Here is a 13,601-nt window from a genome sequence, read left to right on the forward strand (position 1 = left end):
TAAAAGGTTCTTTTTACATTTTACTTTAATAGAGTATATGATTGACATTATTAAGGAGATACTATGGAAGATTATTTGACAGCTCAAGAATTTGCTGATGAATTAGAAGTGACTCGACAATTAATTTACTACCATGCTAAAAAAATTCCAAAGGAAGAGAAAGTCTATAATAAAGAGAACAAGCTTGTCTTTACTAAGGAACAACAGTATTTATTAAAATCATTTATGACTGACACCTTTGACACACAAACAGATCATGAAGCAGAGATGACAAAACAAAAAAATCAGACAAACATAGCAGATAAAAGTGACAAAGTGGATGATCTTGAACATTTGACAGAAATAAAAAGAGACTTTACTTACGATCCTGAATTGGCTAGACAAATATCGCTCGTTTTAGAAAATGAACGTGATTCATCCAATAGCCCACTAAGTGAAAATATTAAGGATCCAGAAACGATAAAGGCCAAGAATGCTATCGAAAAAGAAGAAAATGAAAAAACAAAAGAAGAATTATATTCGATGGAGCACATAGAAGCGATAAGGTCCTATATCGAAAACACGGTTAAAACGCAGCTTAAAGAAAAGTGGTTTAAAGATGAAGAGGAAAGAAAAATTCTGGTCAATGAGTTGAATGAGAAAAACAAACAAATCAATGATTTATTGCAGTTAGTTGATCAACAACAGCAATTGATGCTTTTGACAGAAAAGAAAAATAATCATTTACTTGAAACAATTGATAAGCTACAAATGGATAGTGGTTTAAATCAAACAATCTATAAATCAAATGATAAAAATACTGATTCGATTAATTCGCTGAAATCTAAAACTTGGCTTCAACGTCTATTTAGCTAGCCTAAAGGATCAGTAAGATATTTGAGGAGGAACTTATGAATTTTGAAGAAGTGGTAATTGTTTCGGCAAATCGTACGGCTATAGGACGTTTTGGTGGAAGTTTAAAAAATGTTTCTGTGATTGATATGTCAAGTCAATTATTAAAAAAAATGTTTGATAATATCGCTTTGGATCCAACGATAATTGACGAAGTCTACATAGGAAATGTACTTTCAGCGGGTTTAGGCCAAAATGTAGCTCGACAGATTGCTATTCAATCAGGTATTAGTGTAAAAACACCTGCAACGACTATTAATCAAGTATGTGGCTCAGGAATGAAAGCTGTGATGCTGGCCGCTCAATCCATCATGATAGGAGAAAATGAAATAGTTGTGGCTGGAGGATGTGAAAACATGAGTCAAGCTCCCTATGTTTTAGCTAACCACCGCTGGGGTCACAAGTTGGGAAATGATAGTATGATTGATACATTAGTTTTTGATGGATTAACCGATGCTTTTGAAGATTATCATATGGGAATGACTGCTGAAAATTTAGCTGATCAATATAATATAAGTCGACCAGAACAAGATACTTTTGCTCTAAAAAGTCAAAAAAAAGCAGAAAAAGCGAATTTAGCAGGTAAATTTATTCAAGAAATTATTCCAATTGTGCAAAATATAGGTGGTCAAGCAGTAATTTTTAAAGAAGATGAGAACATTCGCAAAGATCAAACGATGGATGATTTAGTAAAATTAAGACCTGTTTTCAAAAAAGATGGTACTGTAACCGCTGGCAACTCTTCTACACTAAATGATGGCGCAGCTTTTTTACTTATGATGTCTAGGAGCAAAGCTGAAGATTTAGGTTTAGAAATTATGGCAAGTATTTGTTCCATGGGTAAAGCAGGTGTTGAACCAGCTTTAATGGGAACAGCTCCTATTCCTGCTAGTAAAAAAGCCTTAAAAAATGCAGGCTTAACACTAGAAGATATTGATCTTATTGAAGGAAACGAAGCGTTTGCTGTCCAGTCTTTGGTTGTGAATCAAGAACTCGGAATTGATGAAGAAAAAATTAACGTTAATGGTGGAGCAATCGCACTTGGCCATCCAATTGGATGTAGTGGAGCAAGAATTCTTGTTACTTTGATTCATGAAATGAAGCGTCGCAATGCCCATCTAGGATTGGCTACCCTATGCATTGGTGGTGGTCAAGGTAATGCGGTCATTGTAGAAAGAGAGTTAAAATAATATGGTGCAATGTATATGCTTGCATGCAAAAAAGGAGTTTGTTAATTAACAAGCTCCTTTTTTTACTCATAAGGTTCTACATGAATATCAATATCCTTAATTTTGAATTGCTCCTGTAAAAGGGCTTCTATTTCTTCTGTGATTCGATGAGATTTTTGAACAGACATTTTAGGATCTAAAGCGATGGTGACATCTAGATAAACTTGTTGAGTGGCCATTCTTGCTCGAATGGCGTTAATCGCTATAACGTCTGGATGAGTAAGAATACATTTTTCATAGGTTAAAAGTGTTTCAGGGTCAAATCCATCCGATAATGTAAACGTCGATTCTTTAAATACCTCAAATGCAGAGAAAATAATCATTATGCCCACAATAATTGAAAGGAAAGTATCTACAATAGGAAAGCCCCATGTAACGCTTAAGCTACCTAAAAGAGTTGAAATTGAAATAAGTAAATCTCCTTGCATATCTTTGGCAGTGGCTTTTAAACCAACTGAATTAGATTGAACAGCTAATTTTTTTAAATAGCTTTTAGTTAAAGTAAGAACAATAATAGAAAAGACAGTAGCTAATAGTACATGGGGACTCGTTTGACTATATTCCTTTGAAATAAGTTGTTGAGTTCCAGCTAATATAACTTGAAAGCCAATGGTAAACATTAGTAAGGAAACAATGAAACTGGAAATGATTTCATACCTTTCGTGTCCAAATTTGTGATTATGATCAGCAGGCTTCTTGGATAGATGTAAACCAATCCAGACAGCAGAAGAAGCAATAATATCTGATAAGTTATTTAAACCATCAGCTTGTAAAGAACTAGCTTTAAAGATCGAAGCTGTAATTAACTTGATTAGAGCGAGCATTAAATATACACAGATGCCGATCACAGCACCCCGGGAGGCAATTTTATAATTATTCATTAAGAATAGACTCCTAACTATTTCGTTCTTAAGGAATAGTGAGTTAATCTTTATAGAAGGACCAATAATTAAGACCTTCATCTAGAAGAACATTTTCATCAATCGGTTGAAAACTGTACATTTTTTCAGGATTATCATTTGGATCGTTGACATAAACATAACCAGGTTCATAGCCACGAATAACGATAATATGGCCTACATCTGTGAAAAAACCTGGTTCAACAGAAGCAATAACTACTTGTCCGTTTTGCACAGCTTCCATAGCGGAATAAAAATTATTTCCATGATTATAAAAATTAAAGCCGTGATCGACTGCATAATCAGAGAAAATCGTCCAGGAAGTGCCTTGGTTCTCAACAAAATAGTCTCGACCTGACCATTCGAGTACTTCTTCAGGTTCAACGGTACGATTAGAGATGTATGAATAAACCATTGCTAAAGAGACAATTGCACAGCCGTTGTCTGCTAGAGTATCTTCTTTACTTACTCCATAGTCTATATTTGAATAAAGAGGCGACTTTTGTAAAATAAGGGGTACATCTAATTGTAGGTATGAGTTTTGACTAGCAGCAGCGGGTTGATCAGGTAAAAAGAGCGTACCCATATTTTCGATATTCATCTGACTATCATTTAGGGCTCTTAAAATGTCTGATTTTGCACTGAGTATATTCCCTTGATAATCAGATCGTATGATTTCATTAATAGATTGATGAATTTGTTGAACTGAGGCCCCCTCTTTGTCATATTGGGCTAAGAGATGGGTAAAAGTGTTTTCTTGATGATTGAGTGATTTATCTTTAGGCGTTTCATTTTTCATGACAGGAAGATCATTTGTTATAACAGGATTATTTGAGGGACTCTTCTCAATCTTTAGATCATTCTCTGTAGCGAGATGATTTAAATACAATGTTAAGCCCAAGCTTAAGAAGATAATGGTAATGGATAAGAAGGCAGCAAGACGATTTATCTTGTCTTGTAATGAATGCATAATTTTCCTCCTCAATAGAGATTCACTCCGGAAATTCTTGTTAATGATAGCATAAATTATAAGGGAAACCTATTGAAAAACAAAACTGAAAGATTTGTAATCAGATCGCAATTTGCCCACCATACATTTTAAAATATATTTTAATTGAGCACTAATTTGTGACTATTATAAGCCTATGTGTTTTAATAGAAGGGAAAAGAAGGGGGATAATTATGGAAAAGAATAGTTTAATGATGCAATATTTTGAATGGTATTTACCTAATGATGGACAACATTGGCTCAAGTTACAAAAAGATGTCGATCATTTACACGAAATAGGTGTCAATTATGTCTGGCTTCCCCCCTTTTGTAAAGCAACCTCAATTAATGATGTTGGTTATGGAATATATGATTTATGGGATATAGGTGAATTTGATCAATTAGGAAGTGTTCGGACTAAATATGGAAACAAAGAAGAATTGCTTCAAGCAATCCAGACACTTCATCAAAAAGGGATTCACGCGCTTGCTGATCTTGTGTTAAATCATAAGGCTTACGCAGATGGCAAAGAAAAGTTCCGTGTGATTAAAGTGAATCCTGATAATCGCCAAGAAACAATCTCAGATCCCTATGAAATTGAAGCATGGACTCATTTTTATTTTCCTGGTAGAAAGGGTAAGTACTCAGATTTTGAATGGCACTGGTATCATTTTAGTGGGATAGATTATGATGCGACGAATGACGAACAAGGTATTTATTTAATACTAGGTGATGAAAAGGGTTGGGCAGACGATCAGTCAGTAGACAATTCTTTTGGGAATTATGATTATTTAATGTTTGCTGATATTGATTACTCACATCCTGAGGTAAGAGAACATATTAAGAATTGGCTTGAATGGATGATTAAAGAAACCGGAGTAAGGGGTTTAAGATTTGATGCCTTAAAACATATTGATTCCCAATATATCAAAGGTTTATGTGAAGAAATTCGTGAAACTCAAGGTGAGGATTTTTATTTATTAGGTGAGTATTGGAATCCGGATCTTTCAAATAATTTGGATTATCTTGCGGCCGTCGATTATCAAATTGATCTCTTCGATGTGGGCTTACATATGAATTTCTTTCAAGCAAGTCAAGCGGGGAGCCAATATGATTTAAGTAAAATATTTAAAGGTTCACTGGTAGAGGATAATCCTTTAGTCAGCGTAACTTTTGTTAATAATCATGATACCCAAATTGGTCAACCTCTTGAATCACGTATAGAAAGTTGGTTTATGCAGCATGCATACGCCCTAATACTTTTACGCCAACAAGGAATCCCTACTCTTTTTTATGGTGACTATTATGGGATACAAAATGGCGAGAAATCTCCAGCCTATCAAGAAATAATTGATCCTTTATTACATTTAAGAAAATATCATGTATATGGCGAGCAAGTAGATTATTTTGATCATTATAATACAATTGGTTGGACATGTTTGGGTACACCTGAACATCCGTATGGTATTGCTGTCGTAATGACAAATGGTGATGAAGGCTTTAAAGAAATGACCATGGGTGAATTGAATGCGGGCGCAGTTTTTGTTGATTATCTAAACAATCACTCTGAAAAGGTAGAATTAGACGATCAGGGAGTAGGAGTTTTTCCAGTCAATAAAACATCTGTATCGGTTTGGATCGATCAAAAAGCTATTTGGAATTAATCATAAATCGAAGTTAGCTGTTAATAATTAAAATCAAGTTAAAGAAATTTTCATAAAGGATAGATAAATAGCAAGAGATTACGTATAATATTATTAAGCGTTTTCATTCAAACGGCTTATTTATCACGAAAAGAAAGGAAGTGAAATAAAATGAAAGAAAATAAGCGAGGATTTGAAGTCATAAAAGCTTATCAGGATAAATCAATTCGTTTACCTCAAAGGCAAACAAATTATTCAGCGGGTTATGATCTTGAAGCTGCTGAAACGGTAGTCCTTCCTTCTTTTTGGAAGCAATCCGTCTATTATTTATTGCATAATACGTTCTTAAAAATGAACGATCAAATTAGCAAGAAGCCAGAGGATTTATGGCAAGCAACACTAGTTCCAACGGGTCTCAAAGCTTATATGATGGAAGATGAATATTTAAAAATTGTCAACCGCTCTTCAGGCAGTTATAAACATCAAACAGCCTTGCCGAATGGAATCGGTATTATTGATCAAGATTATTACAATAATAAAAAAAATGAAGGTCATATTTATGTTCAATTAATTAATTATGGATTAAGAGATCGAACAATTCAAAAGGGTGAAAGGATTGCTCAAGGGATTTTTTCTAAATTTCTTTTAGTCGAAGATGACCAAGTAGTAAATCATGAGCGTAAAGGTGGTTTTGGCTCTTCCGATTGAAAGGAGTGGTGATGTGGCAAAAAATAAAATTATGTATGAATGTTTAGCCTGTGGTTATGAATCGCCCAAATGGCTAGGTAAATGTCCAAATTGTGGGAGTTGGAATCAGATGGAAGAACAATTAGTTCCAATGACTAATACGTTAACTTCTATACCGAAGTCTTTAGATGGAAGAGTTGGAAAGGCTACTCAATTAGATCAAATTCCAAGTCAAGTTGAAGAACGAATTGATACCCACATGGAAGAGTTTGACCGAGTGTTAGGTGGAGGAATTGTTCCTGGTGGTCTGGTTTTAATTGGTGGAGATCCCGGAATTGGCAAATCGACTTTATTGCTTCAAGTATCGATACGTTTGGCGAATTTAGGTCAACGGGTTCTCTATGTTTCAGGTGAAGAGAGTTTAACTCAAATCAAATTAAGAGCTGAACGGCTCGAATTAAATGGGAAGGATTTCTATTTATTATCCGATACAGATTTAGGTAATATTGTGAATGAAATTAAGGAAGTCAATCCAGCCATTGTGGTAATTGATTCCATTCAAACCATGTCTTCGCCAGAAAATCAAGGATTGGTTGGTTCTGTATCACAATTAAGGGCAGCAACTAATATTTTGATGCGGATTGCTAAAGATCATGAAATAGCGATTTTTATCGTAGGTCATGTAACAAAAGAGGGCAATATTGCTGGACCTCGAATGTTAGAACATATGGTGGATGCTGTTTTATATTTTGAAGGAGAAAAACACAATCGTTTTAGAATCCTAAGAGCAGTCAAAAATCGTTATGGTTCAACTAATGAAATTGGTGTCTTTGAGATGATTGATACAGGTCTTAGCGAAGTGACAAACCCTTCTGAATTATTTTTAGAAGAAAGAGTAGCTGGAGCGACTGGTTCCACTGTTGTAGCGGCAATGGAGGGCACACGTACGGTCTTGGCAGAAATCCAATCTTTAATGACCCCCACCGTTTTTGGTAATGCTAAACGCACAGCTTCAGGAATTGAATATCAACGTATTTCTCTTTTATTGGCAGTGATGGAAAAACATTGCGGACTTTTAGTGCAAAACCAAGATGCCTTTTTCAAAACGACTGGAGGGGTTCGCTTAGACGAACCGGCTATTGATTTAGCCATTGCTGTCAGTATTGCTTCGAGTTATTGGAATCGAGAAGTAAAAGTAGATGATGTCTTTATTGGAGAGATTGGCCTAACAGGAGAAATTCGTCGGGTTACTCAGATTGAAGAGCGGATAAAGGAAGCAAGTAAGTTAGGCTTTAAACGTATTTTTATTCCCTATAACAACCGCTCTAATCTTAAAAATCTTAATTTAAGTATTGAAATAATTCCTGTTAAAACAATTAAACAAGCAATTTCGTTAGTATTTCCTAAATAAATAAGATAGACCATTTAAAGGAGGTGATAATATGATAAAGAAAATGACCATTATTGTGATAATGATTGTAGGGTTAAGCTTTGGTTATACCCTTGGACCTGAAATTTGGCGTAGTATTCGCCTATACCACCAATTACTAAATAATCCTTTTGTAAATAGCTTGATTTTCGGACTTATTTTTATGTTATTAGGTATTTTATTTGCACCACTTTTTGAGCAGTTAATTCATAAATTACTTACTATTCTAGAAAAGCAATCAACGCCTAATCTTTTATTTGGAGCGTTAGGTGTCTTGTTAGGACTTCTAATCGGTTATATGCTGTCTTTACCGATAGGTTCGTTAAATATTCCATTCCTATCTAGCACCGTTCCTTTAGTCTTTACGGTCTTAGGAGGGATGATTGGTTATCTAATGATGATTAACCGTCGTGATGAAGTGCTTCATCTTTTTACGAAGTCAGGACATAAATTACAGTCTGTTTCCCAAGAAATGAACAAACAAGCTAAAAAAGATACGGTTGAGGCTGGTCAAAAACTTAAAATTCTCGATACAAGTGTTATTATCGATGGAAGGATAGCAGAAGTTGTTCAAACGGGATTTATTGAAGGCGGTTTATTAGTTCCTAAATTTGTTTTATCCGAATTACAACATATTGCAGATGCATCGGATTCATTAAAAAGAGCAAAAGGCAGACGTGGTTTAGATATTTTGAATCAATTACAAAAGTCTCCCAAAATAAGTATTGATTTTTTTGAAGGAGATTATCCAGATGTTGAAGAAGTAGATGCTAAATTAGTCCGTCTTGCTAAGGACCTTGAAGCAGTGCTAGTAACTAATGATTACAATTTAAATAAGGTTTCTGAATTTCAAAACGTTCCTGTTTTGAATATTAATGAGCTGGCTAATGCTGTAAAACCTGAAGTCTTACCGGGTGAAGAGATGCAAGTTCAAATTATTAAAGCAGGAACTGAACGGCGACAAGGTGTGGCTTATCTCGATGATGGGACCATGGTTGTTGTAGAGGATGGACAAGATCATATTAATAAGTATTTGGAAGTAGTTGTAACATCTTCCCTACAAACAGCCGCTGGTAGAATGATTTTTGCTAAAATTACTGATAACTAAGTGTATTTGAATCTAATAAGGTTAAGGAGTACAATAATCTTGATAGAATCAGATATAATTAAAGGAGAAATAAAATGAGTGAAAAAATTCGTGTGCGGTATGCACCAAGTCCTACTGGGGATTTACATATTGGAAATGCAAGAACAGCCTTATTCAATTACCTTTTTGCCCGTTCGAAAGCTGGCGATTTTATTATTCGTACAGAAGATACGGATACTAAACGTAACTTAGAACATGGTGAGCAAAGCCAGTTAGATAATTTAACTTGGTTAGGCATTGATTGGGATGAATCACCTGTTAATCCAGGAGAATATGGACCTTATAGACAGTCAGAGCGTTTGCATATTTATCAACCGCTGATTGATGATTTGTTGGCACGTGATTTAGCTTATAAATGCTATATGACTGAAGAAGAATTAGAAGCTGAACGCGAAGAGCAAAAAGCCCGCGGTGAAATGCCACATTATGGCGGTAAGCATGCACATTTGACTAAAGAAGAGCAAGCGGCTTTTGAAGCTGAGGGGCGCCAACCTGTTATTCGGTTTAGAGTGCCAGAAAATGTGACCTATCACTTTGATGATATTGTGAAAGGGCCAGTAACTTTTGAATCGAAAAATATTTCAGGCGATTGGGTGATTCAAAAGCGAGACGGAATGCCAACATATAATTTTGCCGTGACAGTTGATGATCATATGATGAAAATTACGCATGTACTTCGTGGAGATGATCATATCGCCAATACGCCTAAACAAATGATGATTTATGATGCTTTTGGGTGGGAATATCCAGTATTTGGTCATATGACTTTAATTATTAATGCTGAGACCAATAAAAAGTTGTCAAAACGTGATGGCGGTATTTTACAATTTATCGAACAATATCGCAATTTGGGGTATTTACCCGAAGCAATGTTTAACTTTATTGCCCTATTAGGTTGGTCACCTAAAGGAGAAGAAGAAATCTTCTCCCCACAAGAACTGGTTGAACAATTTGATCCAGAACGTTTATCAACTTCCCCTGCTTCATTCGACAAGAAAAAATTAGAATGGATTAATAATACCTATATGAAAGCAGCAGATCTGGATACAGTAGTCGCTTATGCACTGCCACATTTACAAAAAGAAGGCAAAGTGAGTGCGGACCCTGATCAAAATGAGCTAGCTTGGGTGAAAAAATTAATTAGCTTATATCATGAACAAATTTCATATGGTGCTGAAATTGTAGAAGCATCGAGCCTTTTCTTTAATGATAAACTTAATTTGACTGAAGAAGCTAAGGAAATCATGCAAGCTGAAACGGCTTCTATAGTCGTAAAAGCGATGCAAGAAAAATTACAAGCGCTCTCTGAAGAAAATTTTGTTGCTAGCACTATTAAACCATTAACCAAAGAAATTCAAAAAGAAACAGGAATAAAAGGCAAAAATTTGTTTATGCCCATTCGAATTGCGGTTTCCGGTCAAATGCATGGTCCAGAGCTACCTGATATGATTGAAGTATTAGGCAAAGAAAAAGTACTTAATCATATTCAGCAAGTTTTACAACAAATTTAATCTAAAATAATAAAAGTGGAGACCTTGGGGTTTCCACTTTTATACAGTTGTTGGTTAAAGCCGAATGCTTAAAATCTTTTTCTTGAGCTTTAAATAGTCTAATGTCATAATAAGAATGCACAAATATGAAGGAGGCTTTCTATGTATTTCGTAGATAATGAAAATAATTATGATGCAAGTGTCAATATTGCTTTAGAGACTTATTTAGTAGAAAATCGTTTAGTTGATGAGCCGATTTTACTTTTTTATATTAATGAACCGTCTATTATTATTGGTCGTAATCAAAATACCTTTGAAGAAATTAACCAAGCTTATGTGGACGAACATAACATTCGTGTCGTTCGCCGGATGTCTGGTGGCGGGGCAGTATACCATGACTTAGGTAATTTTTCTTTCTGCTTTATTAAAGATGACGATGGATCTTTTAGAGATTTTAAAGCATTCACTCAACCTGTAATCGATGCTTTACATAAGATGGGAGCTAGTTCCGCTGAGTTATTAGGCCGTAATGATTTACTCGTTGATGGGAAAAAATTCTCAGGTAATGCTATGTATGCTAAACGTGGTCGTATGACAGCTCATGGTACTATTCTATTTGACTCAGATCTCGATGAAGTGAATAACGCTTTAAAACCTAATAAAGCTAAATATGAATCTAAAGGTGTCAAATCTGTGCGTTCACGCGTCACAAATCTTAAACCCTATGTCGATGATAAGTATAAAGAACTGACCACTGAACAATTTCGTGACCTTCTCTTATTAGAAATTTTCGGTGTTGAAAAGCGTGAAGATGTTAAAGAATACCATCTGACAAAAGAAGACTGGGAAAAAGTCTATCAAATTCGTGAAGAGCGTTTTGGCAATTGGGATTGGAACTTTGGACATTCACCAAAATTTGATATTCAAGCTTCAAATAAATTTCCTTTTGGTTTCGTTGATATGCGCTTTAATATTAAAGATGCTATGATTACAGATACAAAAATTTATGGCGATTTCTTTGGACTAGGGGAAATTGAAGATTTAGAAAATGCTTTAACAGGTGTAAAATTTGAACGTCAAAGCATTCTTGAAGTTTTACAAGACATGGATTTGAAGAAATACTTAGGAAACGTAGAAGCTGAAGAACTGGTTGAGATGATTTTCTCATAATTGAATTGAAAAAGATAACTTAGTGGCCGGAAGATAATTCCGGCTCTTTTTAATCGTCTATTTTATAAAGACCATAAATCTAATACGACCCACCAGTATTATTCGAAAGTCAATGCTAGGAATGATATAATAAGCCTCAAGTTTAATGATAGAAAGAGGGTTCAAAAGATGGCCATTCAATTATTTAATACCTTATCACGTCAAAAAGAACTATTTCACCCAAACGAAGAAGGAAAAGTGAGCTTTTATCTTTGTGGGCCAACAGTATATAACTATATCCATATTGGTAATGCTCGTTCTGCTGTTGCCTTTGATACAATTCGCCGCTATCTTGAATATCGTGGTTACGAAGTGAATTTTGTAAGCAATTTTACAGATGTCGATGATAAAATTATTAAGGCATCTGAGAATGAAGGGATAACGGCTAAAGAATTATCTGATAAATATATTGCTGCCTATAAAGAAGATATGCGAGCAATTAATGTAAAACCAGCGACATACAATCCACGCGTCATGGAAAATATTCCTGAAATCATTCAGTTTATTCAAGTTTTAATTGACAAAGGCTATGCCTATGAAAGTCAAGGCGATGTTTATTATCGAACGGGTAAATTTGAAAAGTATGGCCAATTATCGGATCAATCAATTAGTGATTTGCGTGAAGGTGCCAGTCAAAGAATCACCGATGATGAACGTGAAAAAAAAGAAAATGCGATTGATTTTGCTTTATGGAAAGCCGATGAAAAAAGTGCTGTTTCATGGGACTCTCCTTGGAGCAAAGGAAGGCCTGGCTGGCATATTGAATGCTCAGTGATGGCAACAAAGTATTTAGGAGAATCCATTGATATTCATGGGGGTGGCCAAGACTTACAGTTTCCCCATCATGAAAATGAAATTGCTCAATCAGAAGCACATTCAAATCATGATCATCCTTTTGCTAAATATTGGTTGCATAACGGCTTTGTGACAGTGGGATCAAATGGTGAGAAAATGTCTAAATCCCTAGGTAATTTTGTGCTTTTGCGAGATATCTTAAAAGAATGTGATCCGATGGTTATTCGCTATCTCTTAGCCAGCGTTCAATATCGGCGCCCTATTCGATACGATCATAACGCGATTAATACCGCTAGTCGTGAAGTCGAACGTTTAAGAGAATTAGTCAGTCGACTGACTTATCGAATGGAGAATCCTGGAAGTGGTGAAATCAGTCTTGATATCGAACAAGAGGTTCGTCATGCGCTTGAAGTAGGACTTCAGTCATTTAATGAGGCCATGGAAGATGATTTCAATACAGCCAATGCTTTGTCAGCTGTTTTTGAAATGGCAAAGCAAATCCATCGCTATCTTGATCAGGAAAAGGTAGAACTTGAATTTCTACAAGAAACAGAAAATCAAATTAAACAAATCCTAGCAATCTTTGGTTTAGATTTAGGGACAAAAGAGGTCCTTGATAGCCAAGTTGAGAATTTAATTGAAGAAAGAAATCAAGCTCGAGCAGAAAAGAATTTTCACCGGGCAGATGAGATTCGTGATTGGTTGAAAGAGCAAAATATTTTACTAGATGATACCCCGCAAGGAACAAGGTGGAAAAGAGGATAGAAGTGACGATTGAAAACAATACCCTACCAGAAAAGTACTCTTTACTCAATGGAGCAGCATTAGCCTATGTAGGAGATGCCGTTTATGAGGTGGAGGTACGTAAATATGTGATTGAACTTGGCAAGACACATCCTAATAGATTGCATCGTGCAGCCATTAAATATGTTTCGGCCCAAGGACAGGCTAAAGTTATGCACCATTGGATTGAGCAAACAGACTTTTTGACACCAGAAGAAATTCAAATTTATAAAAGAGGGCGTAATCATAAAACCAATACGAAAGCTAAGAATGCCTCGATTGGTGATTATCGTCAGGCAACAGGATTTGAAGCCTTATTAGGGTGGCTTAAACTAAGTAATCAAGAAGAACGTTGTCAAAATTTGATTCAAGAAGCAATCCAATATATAAACCAAGAGGGAGCTTGATGAG

Annotated in this window: 12 protein-coding genes; 10 read left to right on the top strand and 2 right to left on the bottom strand. The window is 35.4% G+C overall.

Features of this window, described 5'->3' with window-relative positions:
• The first annotated feature begins 63 nt into the window (after positions 1 to 63).
• Together HF969_RS05315 and HF969_RS05320 are read left to right on the top strand one after the other, a co-directional pair.
• Positions 64 to 855: a hypothetical protein gene (locus HF969_RS05315; protein WP_090289858.1), complete on the top strand. Its 792-nt coding sequence runs from the start codon at positions 64 to 66 to the stop codon at positions 853 to 855.
• Positions 856 to 890: 35 nt separating this feature from the next.
• Positions 891 to 2,081 carry an acetyl-CoA C-acetyltransferase gene (locus HF969_RS05320; protein WP_090289857.1) on the top strand — a complete coding sequence of 397 codons (1,191 nt, stop codon included), beginning with the start codon at positions 891 to 893 and terminating at the stop codon, positions 2,079 to 2,081.
• A 62-nt stretch (positions 2,082 to 2,143) separates the two neighbouring features.
• On the opposite strand, the gene HF969_RS05325 is transcribed toward HF969_RS05320, so the two are convergent.
• Positions 2,144 to 3,001: a cation diffusion facilitator family transporter gene (locus HF969_RS05325; protein WP_090289856.1), complete on the bottom strand. Its 858-nt coding sequence runs from the start codon at positions 2,999 to 3,001 to the stop codon at positions 2,144 to 2,146.
• A 43-nt stretch (positions 3,002 to 3,044) separates the two neighbouring features.
• Positions 3,045 to 3,989, bottom strand: coding sequence for a C39 family peptidase (locus HF969_RS05330; protein WP_090289855.1), 945 nt, complete (start codon positions 3,987 to 3,989; stop codon positions 3,045 to 3,047).
• 212 nt (positions 3,990 to 4,201) lie between these two features.
• Between HF969_RS05330 and HF969_RS05335 the strand changes: the two genes are divergently transcribed.
• The 8 genes from HF969_RS05335 (at position 4,202) to HF969_RS05370 (ending at position 13,597) form a co-directional block, all read left to right on the top strand.
• Positions 4,202 to 5,671 (top strand): alpha-amylase, encoded by a 1,470-nt coding sequence (locus tag HF969_RS05335; RefSeq protein ID WP_090289854.1) that lies wholly within the window; start codon positions 4,202 to 4,204, stop codon positions 5,669 to 5,671.
• A 150-nt stretch (positions 5,672 to 5,821) separates the two neighbouring features.
• Positions 5,822 to 6,358: a dCTP deaminase/dUTPase family protein gene (locus HF969_RS05340; protein WP_090289853.1), complete on the top strand. Its 537-nt coding sequence runs from the start codon at positions 5,822 to 5,824 to the stop codon at positions 6,356 to 6,358.
• 13 nt (positions 6,359 to 6,371) lie between these two features.
• Positions 6,372 to 7,748 (top strand): DNA repair protein RadA, encoded by a 1,377-nt coding sequence (gene radA, locus HF969_RS05345; protein ID WP_090289852.1) that lies wholly within the window; start codon positions 6,372 to 6,374, stop codon positions 7,746 to 7,748.
• Between the two features lie 31 nt (positions 7,749 to 7,779).
• Entirely contained in the window at positions 7,780 to 8,874 is a 1,095-nt protein-coding gene (locus tag HF969_RS05350; protein WP_090289851.1) for a PIN/TRAM domain-containing protein, read from the top strand.
• A 74-nt stretch (positions 8,875 to 8,948) separates the two neighbouring features.
• The gene (gltX, locus tag HF969_RS05355) at positions 8,949 to 10,424 is read left to right on the top strand and encodes a glutamate--tRNA ligase (RefSeq protein WP_090289850.1); all 1,476 of its coding nucleotides are present in this window, start codon (positions 8,949 to 8,951) and stop codon (positions 10,422 to 10,424) included.
• A 141-nt stretch (positions 10,425 to 10,565) separates the two neighbouring features.
• A complete protein-coding gene (gene lplA, locus HF969_RS05360; RefSeq protein ID WP_090289849.1) occupies positions 10,566 to 11,573 on the top strand; it encodes a lipoate--protein ligase in 1,008 nt (335 codons plus the stop codon).
• 168 nt (positions 11,574 to 11,741) lie between these two features.
• Positions 11,742 to 13,172, top strand: a complete 1,431-nt coding sequence (gene cysS, locus HF969_RS05365; RefSeq protein WP_090289848.1) for a cysteine--tRNA ligase — start codon at positions 11,742 to 11,744, stop codon at positions 13,170 to 13,172.
• A gap of 2 nt (positions 13,173 to 13,174) precedes the next feature.
• Complete coding sequence (locus HF969_RS05370; protein ID WP_245694833.1) at positions 13,175 to 13,597, top strand: Mini-ribonuclease 3; 423 nt, start codon at positions 13,175 to 13,177, stop codon at positions 13,595 to 13,597.
• The last annotated feature ends 4 nt before the right edge of the window (positions 13,598 to 13,601 follow it).

Origin of the sequence: Facklamia miroungae (assembly GCF_012396555.1) — a bacterium.
Taxonomy (GTDB): Bacteria; Bacillota; Bacilli; order Lactobacillales; family Aerococcaceae; genus Facklamia; species Facklamia miroungae.

Bases quoted from the DNA above. Each gene is read 5' to 3' on its own strand.
- HF969_RS05325 (WP_090289856.1), bottom strand. From the start codon at position 3,001: ATGAATAATTATAAAATTGCCTCCCGGGGTGCTGTGATCGGCATCTGT.
- HF969_RS05315 (WP_090289858.1), top strand. From the start codon at position 64: ATGGAAGATTATTTGACAGCTCAAGAATTTGCTGATGAATTAGAAGTG.
- gltX (WP_090289850.1), top strand. From the start codon at position 8,949: ATGAGTGAAAAAATTCGTGTGCGGTATGCACCAAGTCCTACTGGGGAT.
- HF969_RS05335 (WP_090289854.1), top strand. From the start codon at position 4,202: ATGGAAAAGAATAGTTTAATGATGCAATATTTTGAATGGTATTTACCT.
- HF969_RS05330 (WP_090289855.1), bottom strand. From the start codon at position 3,989: ATGCATTCATTACAAGACAAGATAAATCGTCTTGCTGCCTTCTTATCC.
- HF969_RS05340 (WP_090289853.1), top strand. From the start codon at position 5,822: ATGAAAGAAAATAAGCGAGGATTTGAAGTCATAAAAGCTTATCAGGAT.
- HF969_RS05350 (WP_090289851.1), top strand. From the start codon at position 7,780: ATGATAAAGAAAATGACCATTATTGTGATAATGATTGTAGGGTTAAGC.
- lplA (WP_090289849.1), top strand. From the start codon at position 10,566: ATGTATTTCGTAGATAATGAAAATAATTATGATGCAAGTGTCAATATT.
- cysS (WP_090289848.1), top strand. From the start codon at position 11,742: ATGGCCATTCAATTATTTAATACCTTATCACGTCAAAAAGAACTATTT.
- HF969_RS05320 (WP_090289857.1), top strand. From the start codon at position 891: ATGAATTTTGAAGAAGTGGTAATTGTTTCGGCAAATCGTACGGCTATA.